At 40.1% G+C, this 20976-nt stretch carries 20 protein-coding genes and 1 other RNA gene; 18 read left to right on the forward strand and 3 right to left on the reverse strand.

All coding sequences use genetic code 11. From position 1 onward, the window contains the following. Positions 1-31 precede the first annotated feature (31 nt). The 7 genes from JOC54_RS18395 to JOC54_RS18425 all read left to right on the forward strand — a co-directional run bounded on the left by JOC54_RS18395 (position 32) and on the right by JOC54_RS18425 (position 5552). Positions 32-436 carry a DoxX family protein gene (locus tag JOC54_RS18395; protein ID WP_204468136.1) on the forward strand — a complete coding sequence of 135 codons (405 nt, stop codon included), beginning with the start codon at positions 32-34 and terminating at the stop codon, positions 434-436. A gap of 54 nt (positions 437-490) precedes the next feature. After that, positions 491-958 carry an SsrA-binding protein SmpB gene (gene smpB / locus JOC54_RS18400; protein ID WP_035420515.1) on the forward strand — a complete coding sequence of 156 codons (468 nt, stop codon included), beginning with the start codon at positions 491-493 and terminating at the stop codon, positions 956-958. A 69-nt stretch (positions 959-1027) separates the two neighbouring features. Then, positions 1028-1383: a transfer-messenger RNA gene (ssrA, locus tag JOC54_RS18405) on the forward strand. Positions 1384-1464: 81 nt separating this feature from the next. Beyond that, positions 1465-2019: a histidine phosphatase family protein gene (locus JOC54_RS18410; RefSeq protein ID WP_204468139.1), complete on the forward strand. Its 555-nt coding sequence runs from the start codon at positions 1465-1467 to the stop codon at positions 2017-2019. 90 nt (positions 2020-2109) lie between these two features. Continuing rightward, a complete protein-coding gene (locus JOC54_RS18415) occupies positions 2110-3486 on the forward strand; it encodes a YjiH family protein (protein ID WP_204468140.1) in 1377 nt (458 codons plus the stop codon). A gap of 15 nt (positions 3487-3501) precedes the next feature. Continuing rightward, positions 3502-4779: an aspartate aminotransferase family protein gene (locus JOC54_RS18420; protein WP_204468141.1), complete on the forward strand. Its 1278-nt coding sequence runs from the start codon at positions 3502-3504 to the stop codon at positions 4777-4779. A 107-nt stretch (positions 4780-4886) separates the two neighbouring features. Beyond that, positions 4887-5552, forward strand: a complete 666-nt coding sequence (locus JOC54_RS18425; protein ID WP_204468143.1) for a glycosyltransferase family protein — start codon at positions 4887-4889, stop codon at positions 5550-5552. A 7-nt stretch (positions 5553-5559) separates the two neighbouring features. On the opposite strand, the gene JOC54_RS18430 is transcribed toward JOC54_RS18425, so the two are convergent. Next, positions 5560-7293, reverse strand: coding sequence for an ABC transporter substrate-binding protein (locus JOC54_RS18430; protein ID WP_204468145.1), 1734 nt, complete (start codon positions 7291-7293; stop codon positions 5560-5562). Between the two features lie 108 nt (positions 7294-7401). Here JOC54_RS18430 and JOC54_RS18435 point away from each other — a divergent pair, with 108 nt between their 5' ends. The 4 genes from JOC54_RS18435 to JOC54_RS18450 are packed head-to-tail and all read left to right on the forward strand — an operon-like array spanning position 7402 to position 12002. Beyond that, a complete protein-coding gene (locus JOC54_RS18435; RefSeq protein ID WP_204468147.1) occupies positions 7402-7995 on the forward strand; it encodes a non-canonical purine NTP pyrophosphatase in 594 nt (197 codons plus the stop codon). Continuing rightward, positions 7988-9202, forward strand: coding sequence for an MFS transporter (locus JOC54_RS18440; RefSeq protein ID WP_204468149.1), 1215 nt, complete (start codon positions 7988-7990; stop codon positions 9200-9202). Before JOC54_RS18435 ends, JOC54_RS18440 begins: the two co-directional genes overlap by 8 nt. Positions 9203-9243: 41 nt before the next feature. Then, complete coding sequence (locus JOC54_RS18445) at positions 9244-11286, forward strand: catalase (protein ID WP_204468150.1); 2043 nt, start codon at positions 9244-9246, stop codon at positions 11284-11286. Between the two features lie 56 nt (positions 11287-11342). After that, entirely contained in the window at positions 11343-12002 is a 660-nt protein-coding gene (locus JOC54_RS18450) for an HAD family hydrolase (RefSeq protein ID WP_204468152.1), read from the forward strand. A gap of 35 nt (positions 12003-12037) precedes the next feature. Here the strand turns inward: JOC54_RS18450 and JOC54_RS18455 are convergent, their stop codons facing one another. Then, a complete protein-coding gene (locus JOC54_RS18455) occupies positions 12038-12358 on the reverse strand; it encodes a spore coat protein (RefSeq protein WP_367617825.1) in 321 nt (106 codons plus the stop codon). A 12-nt stretch (positions 12359-12370) separates the two neighbouring features. After that, positions 12371-12649 (reverse strand): YvdQ family spore coat protein, encoded by a 279-nt coding sequence (locus JOC54_RS18460; RefSeq protein ID WP_035420502.1) that lies wholly within the window; start codon positions 12647-12649, stop codon positions 12371-12373. A gap of 220 nt (positions 12650-12869) precedes the next feature. Between JOC54_RS18460 and JOC54_RS18465 the strand changes: the two genes are divergently transcribed. The 7 genes from JOC54_RS18465 to JOC54_RS18495 all read left to right on the forward strand — a co-directional run bounded on the left by JOC54_RS18465 (position 12870) and on the right by JOC54_RS18495 (position 20928). Next, positions 12870-15236 carry a 3-hydroxyacyl-CoA dehydrogenase/enoyl-CoA hydratase family protein gene (locus JOC54_RS18465; protein WP_204468154.1) on the forward strand — a complete coding sequence of 789 codons (2367 nt, stop codon included), beginning with the start codon at positions 12870-12872 and terminating at the stop codon, positions 15234-15236. Between the two features lie 12 nt (positions 15237-15248). Beyond that, on the forward strand, positions 15249-16427 hold the full coding sequence (locus tag JOC54_RS18470; RefSeq protein WP_035420500.1) for an acetyl-CoA C-acetyltransferase: 1179 nt from the start codon (positions 15249-15251) through the stop codon (positions 16425-16427). 19 nt (positions 16428-16446) lie between these two features. Next, entirely contained in the window at positions 16447-18231 is a 1785-nt protein-coding gene (locus tag JOC54_RS18475; protein ID WP_204468157.1) for an acyl-CoA dehydrogenase FadE, read from the forward strand. 165 nt (positions 18232-18396) lie between these two features. Beyond that, positions 18397-18753 (forward strand): arsenate reductase family protein, encoded by a 357-nt coding sequence (locus JOC54_RS18480; RefSeq protein ID WP_204468160.1) that lies wholly within the window; start codon positions 18397-18399, stop codon positions 18751-18753. Positions 18754-18871: 118 nt separating this feature from the next. Next, positions 18872-19261 (forward strand): glycine cleavage system protein GcvH, encoded by a 390-nt coding sequence (gcvH, locus tag JOC54_RS18485; protein ID WP_035420930.1) that lies wholly within the window; start codon positions 18872-18874, stop codon positions 19259-19261. Between the two features lie 106 nt (positions 19262-19367). Next, positions 19368-19589 (forward strand): DUF2553 family protein, encoded by a 222-nt coding sequence (locus tag JOC54_RS18490; protein ID WP_235194670.1) that lies wholly within the window; start codon positions 19368-19370, stop codon positions 19587-19589. A gap of 76 nt (positions 19590-19665) precedes the next feature. Beyond that, entirely contained in the window at positions 19666-20928 is a 1263-nt protein-coding gene (locus JOC54_RS18495; RefSeq protein ID WP_204468162.1) for an MFS transporter, read from the forward strand. The last annotated feature ends 48 nt before the right edge of the window (positions 20929-20976 follow it).

The following is a 20976-nucleotide window of genomic DNA, read 5'->3' on the forward strand; positions in this document are numbered from 1 at the left end:
TTACACTAATTGGGGAAGGGAGAGAAGCAGCATGAAAACAGAATTTGGTATATTATTATTACGAGTTATAGCGGGGATAACATTTATCATCCATGGACTTGACAAGTTTAATGGAGGAATTGAAGCGACTGGTGAATTTTTTTCATCGGTTGGTATCCCAGCTCCCTTAGTAATGGCTAGCGTCGTGGCGATTATTGAAATCATTGGAGGCCTAGCACTAGTTCTTGGTCTTGGTACACGCATTTGTGGCGCTGTCTTTGCAATTGTTATGGGTGTTGCTCTTTTTACAGTGAAGCTCGATGCAGGCTTTTTAGGTGGGTTTGAACTTGATCTTGTCCTGCTTGCTGTCTCGATTTTGTTCATTTTAAATGGAAGTAATTTGCTTGCCTTGGATCAACTGTTCGGAAGAAAAAAGAAGCGCTTTGGATTTAAATAAATCAGTCATTCCTACGATGAAAAAGGAATTGAATAGAAAGATGTAGGTGGGACAATGTCTAATTCTGAAGGGAAAGTAGTCGCACAAAATAAAAAAGCGCGGCATGATTACTTTATTGAAGAAACATACGAAGCTGGAATCGTGTTAACTGGAACTGAAATAAAAGCGATTCGTGCTGGCAGAATGAACTTAAAAGAATCGTTTGCACGGATAAAAAATGGAGAAGCTTATTTGTTCAACGCTCACATTAGTGAATACGAACAAGGAAATCGCTATAATCATGAGCCAACTAGGCCTCGTAAATTGTTGCTTCATAAAAAACAAATTAATACGCTAATTGGGCAAACGCAGCAACAGGGCTATTCCGTTGTTCCTTTAAAAGTGTATATCAAAAATGGGTTTGCCAAAGTATTAATAGGGCTTGCTAAAGGGAAAAAGAACTATGACAAACGCGAGACGCTTAAACGAAAAGATGCAAAACGTGACATGGATCGCGCGATTCGAGAGCGAATGAAGGGCTAAAGCTTGATTTTTAAGCAATTTCTAGTATAATAAACAATTCAAGCGTTAGGCTTGGATTTACCAAAACCGGGGGACGTTTTGGATTCGACAGGGATAGGTCGTGCTTGCGTTGCGAGTCGAGGGGTCGGCCTCGTTAAAACGCACAAGCCAATTAACTGGCAAAGAAAACAACAACTTCGCTTTAGCTGCATAAGCTAAGCGGTCTCACCTCTCCATCGCCCATGTGGAGTGGCTGAGACTCAACTGAAGTGGGATACGCCTTGCTCCCTCCGCCTGAGGGAGCGGGAAGAGACCAATCAGGCTAGCTGCACAGAAGCCTGTCTTCGGGCTGACGTGTTAGCGAAATGCTAATACGAAGACTACGCTCGTAGAAGCGTAAGTGTCGTTGTCTCTGGACGTGGGTTCAATTCCCACCGTCTCCATATTAAGCTACAGTGTGTTATAAACACGCTGTAGCTTTTTTTATGAGTCATTGTGTAAACTGTTAGCGAGGATGTGATACAAAGATGACAAGTATTATTTTCGTAAGACATGCCCATTCAACTTATACAGCTGATGAAAGAAATAGACCTCTTTCAGCAGAGGGATTTCAAGCAGCACTGAACGTAAAGAACGTTCTAGAAGCCGTGAGAATTGATCGGTTTGTTTCAAGTCCCTACTTACGAGCAGTGCAAACCATTCAAGTTGCTGCAAACGCGAGAGGGATGGAGATTGAGGAAATAGAATTATTTAAGGAGCGGCTTTTAGCTGGCGCACCTGTAGATGATTTTAATTATGCCATCCAAAAAGTGTGGGAAGATGAGACTTTCGCATGGCCAGGTGGAGAATCAAACCAAGCAGCTCAAGCACGGGGTGCGTTTGCTTTAAAACAAATCTTGAATACCTATGCTGGAGAACAGATTGTTATCGGTTCTCACGGCAATTTAATTGCCTTAATTATGAATGCTCTTGAAAGCACGTATTCCTATGATTTTTGGAAGCGCTTAACGATGCCTGATGTATACAAGTTAGATTTCGTTGGAGAACAGTTGGATGCAGTTACACGCTTGTGGAGGGAATAACTGTAAGAAAAAAAGGATGTTCAAATCGAATCACAGTGTGTATAATTATAAAATATCTCGTTTTATTATACATTGTGAGGAGCAAGCAGCATGGAACGTTACAAACAAGAAAGCCATTTAGAAAAAAACCATAAGGTCCGTCATATTTTATTATTCTTACTTCCTTCTTTATTAGGAGTGCTTCTTTTTCTAGTTCCCATCAAAATTGATGATAGTTGGACCGTTATCATCGGCTATACATCTAGTTCAATTGAACAGGCGCTATCTGGCGTTCTACCTTCTTTTTTACTTGGCATTCTCATCATCTCTGGATTTATGTCTTTAGTTGCTTACTTTATTAAGCCTGCTTTTATTATGAATCAACCTTTCCTAAAAGGATTGTTTTATACGAGTCTCACATGGACATGCATTCGATTGCTCGGGGCAATCTTTGCTTTAATGGTCATGACTGGAACAGGATTTGAATTTATTTATGGCGGGGCAACTGGTGGGGAAGTTTTTACAAACTTATTACCAGTCCTTGCAGTTTGGTCAGTTGTAATGGGAATGCTTATGCCATTATTACTTGAGTATGGGTTAATGGAGTGGCTTGGAACACTTGCAAAAAAAGTGATGCGTCCTTTGTTTAACTTGCCAGGAAGAGCATCTGTTGATTCCCTTGCTTCATGGATGGGGAATAATATGATGAGTATTTTAATAACCATCAATCAGTATGAGAACGGCTACTATACGAAGCGTGAATCAGCTGTGATCGTCACGAACTTTACGATTACGTCGATTGCATTTAGTTTAATTATTGCTAGAATTTTAAACATAGAAGAACTTTTTGTCCCGTTTTATTTAACGGTACTTGTAGGTGTGTTTGTGGCAGCGCTAATTTGTCCACGTATTCCGCCATTATCCAAAATAAGCAATACGTATCACGGCGAACAACCCGGTGCAATTCAAGAAACAGTTAGTGAAGGTTCACTTTGGAAAAGTGCTTTTGGTAGAGGGGTAGAGAAAGCTAAGGTGGCTCCAAAGCTAGATCAAGTACTTAAGAAAGGCGCGTTTAACGCGCTTGATATTTGGTTTGGGATGCTACCGCTTGTCATGGCCATCGGTACAATCGCATTGATCATTGCAGAATTTACTCCTATTTTTACGTATTTATCGTATCCATTAGTACCCGTGCTCGAATGGGTGGCGATTCCTGAGGCGGCTCAAGCTGCTCCTGCTTTACTTGTGGGCTTTGCAGACATGTTTTTACCAGCTATACTAGGAGCAAGTATTGAAAGTGAATTAACGCGCTTTGTTGTTGGTGCCGTATCACTTATTCAGCTTGTTTATATGTCAGAAATTGGTGTGATGCTAATGCGTTCGAGTATCCCGATTTCGTTTTGGCAGTTACTCATTATCTTTTTACAACGTACGATCATTGCAATACCTGTTGTTGTATTGATCGCACACTTTATTATTTTTCTTTAAAAGGGGACAGCATGAATGTCACAAGAATGGAATAAACTCGCCGAAACAATTCCTTATCGTCTAGCACCAAGTATGGCAAAAGACCATCCGAACTTACCTGTTGTAAAAGAGGAAGGTTGTTATTATTACGGTGTTAACGGGGAGAAATATCTTGATTTCACCTCAGGAATTGCTGTAACAAATGTTGGTCATCGCCATCCAAAAGTTATTCAGGCGATTAAAGACGAATTGGATCATTTTACTCATGGTCCGATTGGTGTTATTCAATATGAGTCAATTTTAAACCTATCAAGTGAATTGGCAGAAATCATGCCTGGCGATTTAGATTGTTTCTTTTTTGGAAATAGCGGGACGGAAGCGGTGGAAGGTGCCTTAAAGCTTGCCCGTCATGTAAGCAAACGATCTTATATCGTCTCATTTATTGGTGGGTTTCACGGAAGAACGATGGGATCTTTAAGCGTTAGCACGTCAAAAGGAAAATACCGAAAGCATCAACCTGCTCAAGGCATGGCCTATCAAATTCCTTACTATAAACCAGGGCAACCAGTTGAGCAGGCGTTGGAAGAATTAGAGCAATCTTTCGCGACTTTGTTTGCACACCAAGTGTTGCCTGAAGAAGTAGCAGGAATTATTATTGAACCCATTCTAGGGGAAGGTGGCTACATCGTACCTCCTCGTGAGTGGTTGCAGCGGATACGTGAAATCTGTGATGAACATGGCATTTTATTAATCTTTGATGAAGTTCAGACTGGGTTCGGACGTACTGGTGAATGGTTTGCTGCTCAAGCATTTAATGTTATTCCGGACATTATGGCTGTTGCAAAAGGAATTGCCTCGGGTTTACCGTTAAGTGCAACTGTCGCCAACCATAAGTTAATGCAGCAATGGACGCTTGGTAGTCACGCAACAACGTTTGGAGGAAATCCGCTTGCTTGCGCTGCCGCAAGAGCTACAATCGCTATTATTAAAGAAGAAAAATTGCTTGAGAACGTAAAAAAAGTGGGTACCCACGCGTATGAGCAGTTAACGAAATTGAAACAAGCTTGGCCGTTGATTGGTTCGATCCGCCATTTCGGAATGATGTTTGGAATTGAGATTATTAATCCTGAAACAGGTCAAAAAGATGGAGAAACGGCAATGAAGATTCTTGACCTAGCATTAGAGGAAGGCGTACTCTTTTATTTCTGTGGAAATGAAGGGGAAGTATTGCGCATGATTCCTCCACTGACCATATCAACAGAAGAAATTGATGAAGGGTTAGTTAAATTATCAAACGCTTTAAAGCGTCTATAACATGGAAAAGAACAAGCGTTTATTTATGCGCTTGTTCTTTTTTGTGCACACAGGGATTAGTCATGAATATACTGACTAGATCATTGCTGAAAAAGTGGAGGGCGTGTATGTTAGACAAAACTAAAGTTTGTTTTATTACATGTGTGAACGATGAACACCTTTACCGACGCGCTGTAAGTCATATTGATATGCTGCACCTTCCAAGGGGATTTACAATTGAAAAAAAAGCAGTACGCGAGGCGGGTAGCATGACAAGTGGTTATAATCAAGCGATGAAAGAAAGCGATGCAGCTTATAAAGTGTATATTCATCAAGATACAATGATTATTAATCGCATGTTTTTATACGATTTATTATTTCTATTTCAACATCATCCAACATTAGGGTTGCTTGGCGTAATTGGAGCAAAAGATATTCCTGCTAATGGAGTCTGGTGGGACAGTTCTGAAAAAGCGGGGAAAATTTTAGAGAATCGTACGACCTATGGGTACTTATCATTTATTGAAGCCGATTATGCGTATCAACAAGCTGCAGCGATTGATGGTGTGTTAATGGCAACGCAGCACGACTTAGAATGGATCGAGGAATTCGATGGTTGGCATTTATACGACACGACTCAGAGTTTAGTATTTAAAGCAGCGGGTTATGAAGTCGGAATTGCTCATCAACCCCATCCGTGGGTGCTTCACGAATGTGGAACTGAGTTTGATCAAGCAGCATACGTAGCGAACATTGAGAGATTTAATAGATGGAGGAAGACATTAAAAAACTAGGCAAAGCCTAGCTTTTTAATGTGTCGGGTTTAATCCAAAGTTTTGTATAATCCACCCAGCCAAATGTATTTAGTACGACATCCATCATTTTTGGTGGAAAGATGGCAAACTGTTTTATACGATACAATGGGATCATAATAAATTGATTGACTAATTGATGTTCTAAGCTTTCAAGTAATGATAAAGAACCATCAACACGATCTGGTGAAAAATAGGGTGTATCATCCAATGCGAATACATTCTGTTGACCGTAAATAATTCCATGTACATGAAAGAAGGCGTTTAAATAAGTGTAACAAGAGTCATCATAAACAAGCTGCTCTCCTAAAAGGAGGTGCGCTTCTTTTTTTTTGTTCGAGTGAAAAGAGTCATAGGGAATTACGTGAATATCAATTGTTATACCTGCTTTAGTTAATTGTAATTGAATCCACTCGGCATCTGCTTCATTCCCTGCCCCCTCGTAACTATAAAGCTGCAGGATTTGACCATCGTATTTACTTGCTTCAAGAAGCTGCTTGCCTGTTTCTTTAGATCGCTCTAGAGTCGGAGAGGTTTCTGTTTCTAACCGGAGGCGAGTTGCTCGAACAAAGCGATTCCCTTTACATGAACGGATTAAATCTTCTGGTTCAAGAAGATGATAAATGGCTTCTCTGAGTAGCGTATCATTCATTGGTCCTTTTGTTGTGTTAAGAGTTAGGAGTTTGCAGCCCTGATCCATTTGATCAAATTGATTTAAGTTTGCGTTTGATTGAAGTTCATATGGGTAGTGATAAAAATTCAAACGGTTATCAGATGCTAATTCATATGCAGGTTGATTGTCATAAAGGTGAGGGAAAAAATACATCGTTACATCCTCAAGTAATGGTCTTGATAAAAAATAGCGATCAAACGCGATCATTGTAAGTTTTTGATTGGTATTTTGAACTAATTGAAATGGTCCTGTGCCAATAGGTAATCGATTTGTGCTATCCTCATGCAAGATTGAACAAGGAAGGGAAGCGAGTATATGTAGAAACATCGGGTGCGGACGACTAAACGAAAATTGGCAGGTGTATGCATTCATACAGGTTATGGTATCTAATGATTGCAAGCCCCAAAACGAATGAATTTCTTCGAAGCGCTTTTTAACATCAGCACTTGTGAACAAAGCACCATTATGAAAATAAACACTTTTGCGTAAGTAAAAGGTCCAAGTTGAAAATGTCTCATCGCATGTCCAATGATGTGCCAGCTCTCCTGAGAACTGCTTTTTCTCATTAAAATTGACCAAGCAATTAAATAAATGATGCATGATGTGATTCTCCGAACGCCGATCAACAAGTGCTGGATTTAATACCGGTATTGGACGATAAGATGGGAAACGTAAATGATCACCTAATTCCTGCGCATCACTTTGGACGAAATAAGCAGACATCCAAGCTAAAAAACGTTGTTGATCTTGTGGTGAACATGCTTGGATCTGTTGAATAGCTAAATCTACTGAACCTGCTTTAGCACGACTTTGCGCATCTTCATAGATAAGCATACTTACTGACTTAAGCAATTCAATCCTCGATGTATTTCCTCTGCCTTGGCCAGAAGTCCACTTAATCCAGTCTGCCCGCTCCATTTTTTTAATTAATAGTTTTGCATTCCGTTCAGAACATGCGAACACATTCGCGGCCTCTGTAACAGTAAAGGACTGTTCGCTTGATTCCTTGATAACTTTGGTTAATGCCTGGTAATGGTCTAAAAGATTCATTCGCAACTACCTCTCATAAAAGGGGAAAAATTATAATTTTTAGTTTACCCTTTTTATCCTCTTTTTTAAAGGAGAAAATGGAAGAAGTGAAATGAGGTGCGCATTGACATGTATAAAGTCTATATTGCAAGTTGGAATGAAGCAAAACGAAAGGAGATTAGAGCCGCACTTAGTCAAATACAAGGGAGACTTCAGCTCGTTGATTATAATGATGTTTATGATGTTGAAGAGACAGGAACTACTTTTGAAGAAAATGCACTGTTAAAAGCAAGACATCTAAGCAAGCATACACAAGGAATTATTGTGGCGGAAGATTCTGGTCTTGTGGTTGAAGCTCTTAATGGAGAACCGGGTGTGAAGACAGCAAGGTTTTTCAGCGGAACCGATCATGACCGTGCGCATGAGCTTCAAAGGAGAATGGCTTCTGTTTCAATTGAAAAGCGACAAGCTTATTTTCAAAGTGTTGTTGCTGTTCTATTTCCAGATGGGACGATTAAAACCACAAGTGGTGTTCTCTCTGGTTGGATTTCGACTGCTCCTATTCAAGCTAAAGCAGGGTATGATGGCTTGTTTTTGCTTTCAAATGGGAAGCGTCTTGCGCAGGCAGATGATGTTTATGCTTTTACTCATCGACAAATTGCTTTGGAACAAGCGAAACGTGAGATTAAACATTGGCTCGTAGGAAGGCACAAGCATGAGTAACGAGAAGAAGAAAGTTGTTGGGATTGCACTTATTACAGCTATTGCTGTTTTAGGAGATTCCATGCTTTTTATAGTGCTTCCTTTATATTATGAAGAGTTTGGTTTAACGAGCCTATGGCAAGTTGGCGTATTACTATCTGTAAACCGATTCATTCGATTACCGATTAATCCGTTAATTGGTTGGTTTTATACAAAGTTTCAGCTCCGAACGGGTGTTTTTATTTCGCTGGGTTTAACCATTTTAACGACCCTCTCCTACGGTTTTATAAAAGAATTTGTCATTCTAATTTTCATGCGAATTCTCTGGGGGGTTGCGTGGTCACTTCTAAGGCTTGGTGGAATGCTAACGGTGGTAAATGTTGCTGGAAATCATAACAGAGGAAATTTAATTGGCTTATACAATGGTCTTTGGGGTTTAGGCGGCCTTGGAGGTATGTTGTTTGGCGGTCTGTTCGTAGAACTGTGGAGTATAACAGGAATTGTTGTCTTATTCGCAAGTTTAAGTGTAGCAATGATCCCTATTGTTCATTGGCTAGTTCCTCTAAAAACAGAAGAAGAACGCACGTCTAATGATCAAGAGCAGCATGGCTGGCTAGATGGCTTTACGGTGATTGTATTTGGAACTGGGTTTATAAAGGGGTTTCTACTATTTGGGTTCTTTGCTTCAACGATTAGCATCGTGATCGACCAAGTGTATCAGCAGAACTGGTCTATTGGGGGCATACTCATTTCTTCTGCTGCCATTGCCAGCATTATTCAAGCCATTCGATGGGGGTGGGACCCATTTCTAGCACCGTGGTTTGGTCGACTTCTCGATCAATCAAAAAGGCCTCAACTTTATCTTATTTTCGTCCTATGTATCATTGCCAGTTTATTTATGGTCCAGCAACAACGATGGTCGCTCATCGTTTTACTTATTGCTTTACTCATTTTTCAGTTATGTTCTACTTTTTTTGTCACGATGGTTGATACATTTGCAGCAACGATTGCTGTGAAAAATCCGGTTAAGGTTGTGACGATCCATACGGTCATGGTTGATTTCGGAGCGGCAATGGGTCCGCTATTTTCTTTATACGTAATTGATCTCTATGGTCTCCAAGTGATGTTTTCAATTGCTGCCCTTTTAGCACTGGTGGTTGCAGCAATATGGACGGTGTATTTCATTTTCCACAAGCGCACTTTCACTGAGAATGATTCGAAATCATAACTGGTCTATGCCCTGAATAAACTGGCATTGGAGGTGGATAGATGGAACGGAAGCCGAAGAAACCGAATCGAAAAGCTGAACAGGTCGAACAATTTAGCAGAAACAACTACAATCAAAAATTAACTACGAATCAAGGAACAAAAATAGCGAATGATGAAAATACATTAAAAGCTGGTGAGCGTGGACCAAGTTTGTTGGAAGATTTTATAATGCGAGAGAAGTTAAGTCATTTTGATCGGGAACGAATTCCAGAACGTGTAGTTCATGCCAGAGGCTACGGTGTTTACGGAAATTTTAAAGTATATCAATCGCAAGAGGCGCTAACAAAAGCAGATTTTTTACAAAATCCTAACGTCGAAACGCCTGTTTTTCTCCGCTTTTCTGAAGTTGCAGGATCAAAGGGCGCTGCTGAAACGGTGCGTGATGTGCGAGGGTTTGCTGTGAAGTTTTATACTGAAGAAGGGAATTTTGATTTAGTTGGTAATAATATCCCCGTTTTCTTCATTCAAGACGGGTTGAAGTTTCCTGATTTAATCCATGCAGTTAAACCAGAGCCAAACAATGAAATTCCACAAGCGGCAACTGCCCATGATACATTTTGGGATTTTATCGCAAATAATCCTGAATCAACTCATATGATGATGTGGATTATGAGTGACCGAACCATTCCTAAGAGCTTTAGAACAATGGAAGGGTTTGGGGTTCACACGTTTAAGCTTGTTAATGCCAGAGGAAACGTACATTTTGTTAAGTTTCACTGGAAACCTAGATTAGGGGTTCATTCTCTTGTTTGGGATGAGTCTCAGAAGCTTGGGGGCATTGACCCCGATTTCCATCGTAGAGACATTTGGGAGCTGATTGATTCAGGAGGCGAGGCGGTCTGGGAACTTGGCATTCAGGTCATTGAAGAAAAAGATGAATTTATGTTCGACTTCGATATATTAGATGCTACCAAGCTTTGGCCGGAGGAAGATGTTCCTGTTCGAATTATTGGCGAAATGCGTCTGAATCGTAATGTTGAAAATGTGTTTGCGGAAACCGAGCAAGTAGCGCTTCATCCAGGAAACATCGTTCCAGGGATCGATTTTACAAATGATCCACTTTTGCAAACACGTTTATTCTCTTATACGGACACTCAAATGTATCGGGTCGGAACAAATCATCAAGAATTGCCAATTAATGCACCAATTTGTCCTTTCCATAATAATCAGCGAGATGGGGCGATGCGATACATTGTAGATCAAGGAAATGTTGCCTATAAAAAGAATTCGATATGGAATAACACACCGAAAGAAGTTCCTCCCTCACAAGGAGGATTTGAAACGTATCCAGAAACGGTGAGCGGAAAAAAAATTCGCAAAACCGCACCTAGCTTCGCGGACCACTACTCGCAGGCGAGGCTGTTTTGGAATAGCATGAGCCACTGGGAGAAAGACCATATAGCAAATGCGTTTAGTTTTGAACTTGGAAAAGTAAAAAGCAAGGATGTAAGGCAGCAAGTTGTTACCCAAATTGGCAAAGTGAGCAACGCCCTTGCTTCAGCAGTAGCGGAGCAAATCGGAGTGAATAAAGCGAATGTAAAAGAATCTTCAGTGACAAAATCATCGCCAGCTTTAAGTATGGCTAAGACAAAGAAGATGGTAGAAACGTTAAAAGTAGGTGTCTTAGTCGCAGATGGGTTTGATGATGCCATGACGAAGGACATTTTGACTCGATTGCAGCAGGCAGACGTTCGCCTCGTTATTATTAGTGAAAAGCAACAAGCTGTAAAAGGAAAGAATATGAACAGGTTAGAAGTAAATGATAGCTTTTTAACAGCCTCTCCTCTTTTGTACGACGCTCTTCTTGTCGTAGGTGGTGAGAATTTAGATGAGTACACAAAAGCTGAGATGAAAAGCTATGTTCGAGAACAATATATGCATTATAAGCCGATTGCGTTTTTAAAACAGGCAGCTTTTATTGCTAAAGAATTGGGGATAGAAGGAGGTCTCGGAGTTCTTGTTGAAACAAGAGAGAATAAAAGTCAGTTTACGCAAGAGTTTTTAACCAACTTAGCGCAACAGCGTTTTTTTTCGAGAAAATAAGGATAAAGAGGCGGAGAATAATATACTTCGTCTCTCTTCTTTTAGTGGAGGTAAACATGATCTTTTTTGATTTAGATGATACATTGCTTAATCATGAAGAAGCAGAACGCAAAGGCGCTCTTTTGTTTAGAAATCATTATGATCAATTAAAGAATCGGACGGAGTTAACGTTTGAGCAACAATGGAAAACTGCATCGGCTCATTACTTCAGGCATTATTTAAACGGCAAAATCAGTTTTGAAGAACAGAGGATAGAGCGAATACGAGCCATTTTTTCAGATTCAATAACCACCAAAGAAGCAAGAGAACGGTTTGAGGTCTACATCGGCTATTATGAGAAAAATTGGAGTGCGTTTTCAGATGTACATAAATGTTTGCAGCGGATTTCAAAAGTAACGAAAATTGGTGTGATTACAAATGGAAAAAGAGAACAGCAAGTTAAAAAAATCCAGGCAATTGGATTAAGCTCGATGATTGATTTCCTAATTTGTTCTGATGATATTGGACAAGCTAAACCTTCTGTTAACTTGTATCATCATGCGTGTAATCGAGTTGGAAAAGACCCAGCAGTTTGTTTATATGTAGGTGATAATTTGAAAACCGATGTGTATGGAAGTTTGAATGCAGGAATGGAGGCGATTTGGTTGAATCGTAAACGAAAACCAGTTCCGATGTCTGTCAACGCTATTGTTTCTCTGTCTGAGTTGTCGTATTAAATGTAAATAAGAGAGCACTTTGCTCTCTTATTTACTCAAGAATAGGGTAATTGATTCTTATCCGTTGAATGCTGTTGGTAGCTTTGTTGAATTTGCGTGTCTTGAGTGGGGCTTAAGCTGTAAAGTCCTTTTCTAAACATCGTCTCATAGAGCGTACGTTGCATTTGTGAAGCTTCGTTGTTTGCTTGGTGAATCGTTTGATAATAAGCTTCATGACTCGCTTCATGTTCTGCTATCGAGTAAGAAACGGTTATATACTTCTCCGTTGAAAGCATATCGGTAATAAAATCTTGATCGGTCATACTCGTCGTTGTTGGCAACGGTATTTTTTGGTTTTGAATAGTATTTTGATTCACGCTGTCCACTCCTTATTGATATGTTGGTGCTTGCCCAGGTTGATTGAGCATACTTAATAACTGGTCATAATGACGTTGGTGCATCTGCCCTGCAGCATCAATCGCTTGCTTGATCTCTTGATCTTGACAATGTTGCGCATAAAAATGAGCCTTTTTGGCAGCTGTTAAATTCCAAGCCATCATGTCATTAATGTAATTTAAATCTTTACCAGTAAGTACGGCTGGGGCTTCTTGCAAATGAGCTGATGTTTGTGCCTGTGTTGATTGAGCTTGTGGTTGTTCTTGATTCATATTTAATCCTCCTTAGATGTTGACAGGTTTAAAGGTAGTATTTGAAAGACTGCATCTTTTATACAGAAGAAAAAAGGAAGAATTTGCAGAAGATTTGTATTGCAAACGCTATCATTATTCGTTATAGTTAAAGAAAGCTTGAGAAAAGCGATTTTTTATTGCTCAAAAAATGAATGAGTATTCATTCGTTTTTCATTTTGAGAGGAGGATGACAGAAAGAATGTCACGTCATATTCGGAAAACGGCTGTTATTGGAGCAGGTGTAATGGGAGCGAGTATTGCTGCTCATCTAGCGAATGCAGGGATTCCTGTCCTGTTATTAGATATGGTCCCTAAAGGTCAAGAAAGTGGTCATGCTGCTGTTGCAACTCTTGAAAAGAAACAAGTTCGAAATCAATTAGCGGATAACGCAGTAAAAAAATTAAAAAAGCAGAAGCCAGCTCCACTGGCATCACCTAGTAGTCTCGCGTTGATTGAGACTGGAAATTTAGAAGATGATTTAAGTCGTCTTAGTGAAGTTGATTGGGTCATTGAAGTAATCATTGAAAATCTAGATGCAAAAAAACAACTGTTTGAGAAGATCGATCAGGTTCGTAAAAAAGGATCGATTGTTACCTCAAATACATCGGGAATTTCAATTAAGGCGATGGCGGAAGGACGCAGCGCTGATTTCAAAGAACATTTTCTCGGGACGCACTTTTTTAATCCACCAAGGTACTTAAAATTAATTGAATTAATACCTTTGGAAGATACAAAGAAAGACGTCATTTCGTTCATTCGTCAGTTCGCAGAAGAGAAACTAGGTAAAGGGGTTGTAGAGGCAAAAGACACACCCAATTTTATTGCGAATCGAATTGGAACTTATGGCCTTCTAGTTACTGTTCATGAGATGGTGAAAAACGGATATACGGTTGGAGAAGTAGATTCTGTCACAGGTCCGTTAATTGGGCGACCGAAGTCTGCAACGTTTCGAACGCTTGATGTTGTTGGTTTAGATACGTTTTTACATGTTGCCAAAAACGTTTACGACGAAACAGAAGGTGACGAACGAGCGATGTTTGACCCACCTCAATTTATGAAGAGCATGGCAGAAAACGGCTGGATTGGTGCTAAAAGCGGTCAAGGGTTTTATCTTAAAAAAGATGGTGCGATTACACAATTAAATCCAGAAACAATGGAGTATGAGCCGAGAAATAAATTAAAAGCACCATCAATCGATCGAACAAAAGCAATAAAATCGAAAAAAGAAAAACTTAAAACGGTTGTATTTGCAGATGACAAAGCAGGGAATTTACTTTGGGCCATTATAAGTCCAGTCCTTGTTTACACAGCTGAAAAAACGTTTGAAATTGCCAACGATATACAGGCAGTTGATGAAGCCATGCGCTGGGGTTTTGGATGGGACTTGGGACCTTTCGAGCTTTGGGATGCATTAGGATTCAGACAAACGGTTGAAAAAATACAAACAGATGGTCACGTTTTACCGAATTGGGTAATTGACATGTATGAAGCAGGTAGAGAGTCGATCTACCAAAATGGTCAGTTCTATGATCAATCAGGAGATAAGCCTGTTAGAAAACATGAGAAACATCTTTCTCTTAATGTTCTAAAACAAAATCATACCATTAGTAAAAATACAGGGGCTTCATTGATTGATATTGGGGACGATGTGGCTTTACTCAAGTTTACTTCGCCGAACAACTCCATTGGTCTTGATGTTATTCAAATGATTAATAAAGCTATTGATGAAACGGAAGCGAATTACAAAGGGCTTGTTATTGGTAATGAAGGCAGAAACTTCTGTGTTGGTGCAAACTTAATGATGATGTTAATGGAAGCACAGGATGATAACTTCTATGAACTGGATATGGTTGTACGTCAGTTTCAGAAAATGACTTCGCGAATCCGTTATGCCAACGTGCCTGTAGTTGTAGCTCCTTATCAAATGACGCTTGGTGGCGGCTCTGAAATAAGTTTGCCAGCTGCGAGCATTCAAGCAAGCCATGAAACCTATATGGGACTAGTAGAGGTTGGTGTTGGCTTAATTCCAGGTGGAGGTGGGAACAAAGAGCTTTACCTCCGCAATCTTGAGCGCTTTGGTGACAAAACACCTGCACAATTGCAACAAGCAGCGCGTGAAACTTTTGAAAAAATAGCAACTGCAAAAGTATCTACTTCAGCTGCAGAAGCTCGTGACAATGGTTTCTTATCTAGCAGAGATGCGATTGTAATGAATGACTTATTCGTTAACTATGAAGCGAAGCAAAAAGTGATTTCCCTTTCTGATGGTGGCTATCAAGCACCAGGCAAAAAGAAAATCCCTGTTACAGGCGAAGCTGGCTATGCCACGCTAATGCTAGGTGCAGAAATGATGAAGTGGGGCGGTTATGCATCTGAGCATGATCTAAAAATCGCTAAGAAATTAGCATTTGTTATTTCAGGTGGACGACTAAGAGAAGGTACGCTAGTTGATGAACAGTATTTACTCGATTTAGAAAGAGAAGCGTTCTTAAGCTTAATTGGAGAACCGAAATCACAGCAACGTATGCAATATATGCTTTCAAAAGGAAAACCACTACGTAACTAGGAGGGACTATTCGTGAGAGAAGCCGTTATTGTATCTGGCGCGAGAACGCCAGTTGGAAAGGCAAATCGAGGCGCTTTTGCGCATGTTCGTTCGGATGATTTAGGAGCGATTGCCGTTAAAGAAACAATCCGACGTGCGAATGGCGTCGATCCTACTGATATCGAAGACGTCATTATTGGATGCGCAATGCCTGAAGCAGAACAAGGTATGAATATGGCGCGTAATTTAAGTGTGCTAGCAGGAATTCCTCAATCGGTCCCTGCTGTAACGATCAATCGCTATTGTGCATCTGGTTTACAAACAATTGCTTACGGGGCAGAAAGAATTATGCTTGGTCAAAGCAAAATGATTATTGCCGGTGGAGCAGAGTCAATGAGTATGATCCCTATTGGCGGTCATGTCATTAAACCCAATCCTAAACTAATTGATGAAGCACCTGAATACTATATGTCAATGGGCTATACCGCTGAAGAGGTAGCAAGACAGTATGACATCAGCCGATCGGATCAGGATGCATTTGCAACCGAAAGTCACCGTCGCGCAGCTGAAGCCATTTCAACTGGAAAATTTAACGATGAAATTGTTTCGGTTACTGTTAGTGAGCAAGTTCTCGGTGAAGATGGAAAAGTGAGCCTGCAAGAAAGAGAAATCGCTGTTGATGAAGGAGTTCGTGCTGATACATCCGTTGAATCTCTTGCAAAATTAAAACCAGCTTTTCAGCTAAAAGGAACGGTCACTGCCGGAAACTCATCACAAATGAGCGACGGGGCAGCCGCAGTTCTTCTGATGGATAAAGAAGAAGCACTTGATCGAGGATTAAGTCCACTCTTAAAATTCCGTAGCTTTGCAGTTGCAGGTGTTGCACCAGAAGTAATGGGGATTGGTCCAATTGAAGCGATTCCAAAAGCGGTTCGTCAGGCAGGTCTTCAGCTTGAAGATATAGGTTTGTTTGAATTAAATGAAGCTTTTGCTTCACAAGCCGTAGCGATCATCCGCACATTAGGCATTGATCATGAAAAAGTTAATGTTAATGGTGGAGCTATTGCACTAGGGCATCCTCTTGGATGCACAGGTTCTAAATTGACGCTATCACTTGCTCATGAGATGAAACGACGTGGTGAACAGTTTGGTGTTGTCACGATGTGTATTGGTGGAGGCATGGGCGCAGCAGGAGTATTTGAATTAATTTAATCGTGAGAGGATGTTAATGATGAGTGAGACAACTGAAAAATTGCTTAAAGGTGGAAGTTTTTTACTAGAGGATATTGAAGCCTCGCAGTATTTTGCTCCTGAAGATTTTTCCGAAGAGCAAATCATGATCGCCCGCACGACAGAAGGTTTCGTTGAGAAAGATGTAAAACCATATGTTGAAGCAATTGAAAACCATGAATTTCAACATACGACAAGATTGCTCAAAAAAGCGGGAGATCTTGGTTTACTAGGTGCAGATGTACCTGAAGAGTACGGTGGCATCGGTCTTGATAAAATTAGTTCTTCATTAATCTCTGAACGGTTTAGTCGTGCTGGAGCATTTGGATTAAGCCATGGTGCCCACGTAGGGATTGGAACGCTACCAATCGTTTTCTTCGGATCACATGAGCAAAAGAGTAAATATTTACCTGGATTAGCAACAGGAGAAAAGTTTGCCGCTTACGCATTAACCGAGCCTAGTTCTGGGTCTGATGCTTTAGGAGCAAAAACAACAGCTATTTTAAATGAAGAAAAAACGCATTATGTGTTGAATGGAGAAAAACAGTGGATTACGAACTCTGCTTTTGCTGATGTATTTGTGGTCTACGCAAAAGTTGACGGAGAGAAATTTACTGCCTTTATCGTAGAAAAAGAGTTTGACGGCGTGTCAACAGGACCAGAAGAAAAGAAAATGGGTATTAAAGGATCATCTACACGTACACTAATCTTAGAGGATGCTCAAGTTCCTGTAGAGAATGTGCTTGGAGAAATTGGACGCGGGCATATTATTGCCTTCAATATTTTGAACATCGGTCGTTATAAGCTAGGTGTGGGCTGCATTGGTGGCTCAAAAGCAGCACTTGAGCTTGCTGCTACGTATGCAACAGAACGGAAGCAATTCAAAACGCCAATTGCATCATTTACACTTATTCAAGAAAAATTAGCATCTATGGCAACGGCTATTTTTGCCAGTGAAAGCGCTATTTATCGTACAGGTGGTTTAATTGAGGCCCGCTTTGCAAGCTTAACTGAAGAAGAGCAAAAAGATGGTCGCGCCGTTGCGAATGCGATTGCCGAGTATGCGATAGAATGCTCATTAAACAAGTTTGATGGTTCAGAAACGCTTGATTTTGTTGCAGATGAAGCGGTGCAAATTCATGGCGGTTATGGCTTTATGGCTGAATATGAAGTTGAGCGAATCTACCGTGACTCTCGTATTAACCGTATTTTTGAAGGAACAAATGAAATTAACCGGATGCTTGTACCTGGAACTTTAATGAGAAAAGCATTAAAAGGCGAATTGCCATTCTTGGAAAAAGCAACGGCATTACAAGAAGAATTAATGATGCTTATGCCACAAGAAATTGAAGAAGAGCCATTAGCGCAAGAAAAGTACCTACTTTCAATGGCTAAGAAAATCTTTTTGATGATCGCAGGAACTGGCGCGCAGAAATATGGTCCAGAACTTGAAAAAGAACAAGAGGTTCTTGCTGTAGTTGCTGATATTGTTAACGACATTTATTCGCTTGAGTCAGTTGTTCTACGTACCGAAAAAGCAATTGCTTCAAGTTCTGTTGAACAACAAAAGCAAAAACTACTAATGACTGAAGTGTTTGGTCAAGAGGCGATTAATCGAATTGAAGCCAATGCGAAAAAAGCGTTGATTCACGCAGAGGAAGGCGACACGTTACGCACAATGCTATCTATGTTACGCAAGCTAACGAGACATAACCCTGTTAATGTTGTTGCAAAGAAGCGTGAAATTGCTCAAGGTGTCCTTGCTTCAAAAAAATATGTTGTTTAATTTAGTTACACTTTGAGGGTTATCCCTCAAAATAATATAGCTCCTCTCGCAAGGAGTGTTCTCCTCATTAAGGAAACAGCGATTCGCTGTTTCCTTTTAAAGTTGTATTGGCGACTCTGTCTATGTCACAATAAAGGTCAGTGATATACAGAAGGAGGTCTTTAAATGTCAGTTAAACTATACGAATATCCGAAATGTGGAACGTGTCGAAATGCGAAAAAGTGGCTTGAACAAAACGATGTGACGTTCGAGGCTGTTCATATTGTCGACCAAACACCTTCAAAAGAGCGAATAAAAGAATTGCATCAAAAAAGCGGGCTAGAGCTAAAATCATTTTTTAACACAAGTGGTAAAAAATACCGAGAACTTGATTTAAAAAACAAACGTGATTCAATGTCAGAAGACGAACAATACGAGCTTCTTGCTTCAGATGGAATGCTAATTAAACGCCCAATTGTAACAGATGAAACAAGCGTTACTCTTGGTTTTAAAGAAGAACAATTTAAGCAGACTTGGATATAAGTAGAAAAAAACAATTCTAATAATAAGAATCGCTCTTTTCTAAGAAACATTCTTCTTTTCGAGAAGGCATTTTTCATGTATGATTACAAGCGTACAAGTTATTTGTTGGAGGGATAGTATGAGTAAATTACCTAAGGAACTAAAATATTCGGAAGAACATGAATGGGTCAAAACAGAAGGTGACAAAGTCCGTATCGGAATTACTGATTTTGCTCAGTCAGAATTAGGGGATATCGTTTTTGTTGAGTTACCAGAAGTTGGTGACGAGATTGAAGCGGACGAGCCTTTCGGAAGCGTTGAGTCTGTAAAAACGGTTTCTGAACTGTATGCTCCTATTAACGGCCGTGTTGTTGAAGTCAACGAAGATCTTGATGATTCGCCTGAATTTGTTAATGAATCGCCATATGAAAAAGCGTGGATGATTGTTGTAGAACCAACAAACTCTGGTGAGATTGATAAGTTAATGTCTGCCGAAGAATACAGTGAAATGATTAATGAAGAAGACTAAAAGCCTGCCAACGCAGGCTTTTTTTTGTTGGCTGATCTTCCCTAGCATAGCGTAATACGCCATAACGCATTCTATAAATAGACATTGAGCTAAAGGGGAGATCGAAGTGGAGAAAGTCAATGTTACTCAAAAGGTTGTCGCAAAGTATGAAGAGGGGCATTTAAAGCTTTATTTGGACGGTGCTTGGATTGGTGAAGTCATTGAAACCAATCAAGGACTTCAACATACGATGAATGCAGGATTTTCATTTGAGGAAGATCAGATTTTCCAAATGCAAAATGAGAGTTGGAATGAAGTTAAGTCGTTTATTGAAGATAGTTGGCACTAAAAAGAGCTACCCAATTTAGTGGTTATTTCGTATAATTAATTAGAGAGGCGAAATAACTGCTAAATGGGGTTACATAATGGCTTTAGTACATACAAAATTATTACGTCCAGTAAGTGGGTACAGCCGGACGATTCGTTATTTCTTTTTATCATCAATGGCCTTCAATTGCGCAATGGGTATATTTATGGTGATGTACCCGTTTTATGTAAGAGAACTTGGGTTTAGTGATGCTTTAAATGGAAATATAATTGCCATTCAAGCAGGTGCAACCGCTATAGCTTTGTTACCAGCAGGGTTGCTTGGTGATAAGTACGGGCGGAAACAAATGATCTTAATTGGTGCCGCGATGCTTGCTGTTAGCTTTTTTATTCGAGCAATAGGCATTTCAGAATGGATATTGCTGCTTGGAGCGGGTTTAACAGGGTTCTTTTTTGCTTTTTTGCAAGTATCCGCAATTCCATTATTAGCTGAACATTCAAAAGACAAGCAACGAGTTAAATTATTTGCGCTCCACGCCGCGATCATGATGGCAGCCAATGTGATTGGACATTTATTTAGCGGATTGATGGCAGATGCTTTACATCAGTTTACTTCATTAACAATGCTTGATGCTGTTCGTGTAACATTATTGCTCGCATTTTTGTTAGCATTACTTTCCTTTATTCCTCTTCTTCAGGTAAAGGAGACCGTACAAACAAAGAAAGTGCAAAAAGTGGCGCAAGGTTTAAACCATCGTCCAAGAAAGCAGGAATGGAAGCTAATCTGCTTGTTTGCAGGATCAAGCTTAATGATTGGATTTGGCTCTGGTTTAGTTATCCCTTATCTGAACTTGTACTTTAACGATCGGTTTGATTTAAGCTACTCGGCAATTGGTCTTGTATTGTCATTGGGGCAAGCAATGACGGTATTTGCCATGTTAATAGGGCCGCGTGTTGTTGATCGGTTTGGTGAGGTTAAAGCGGTATTTATACTACAAATGGGTTCCATTCCGTTCTTATTGCTAACTGCCTTTACAAATGTGCTTTGGTTTGCCATTATTGGTTTTTTATTTAGACAAGCTTTAATGAATGCTGGTAACCCCATTCAAGCTGCGCTTGTGATGAAGCTAATCCATCCGAATATGCGTGGTACAGCCAATTCGGTTACGCAAATGGTGTTTCAACTTGGATGGGCATTGATGGGTCCCGTTTCTATGAGTATCGTTGCGCTGTATGGTGCATATACTGGGTATGCGGTTGTCTTTTGTATTACTGCTTTCCTTTATGTTGCAGGCTCAGTTTTTTTCTTACTTGTCTTTCGGAACAGGGAACCCCTTGTACAAGAGTCTCAATCGGCTTAACGGTTGACGGCTGGAATGACCCGTGCTATGATTTCATTACTTTAAATG

The sequence above is a fragment of the Shouchella xiaoxiensis genome, assembly GCF_016907895.1.
Taxonomy (GTDB): Bacteria; Bacillota; Bacilli; order Bacillales; family Bacillaceae_D; genus Shouchella; species Shouchella xiaoxiensis.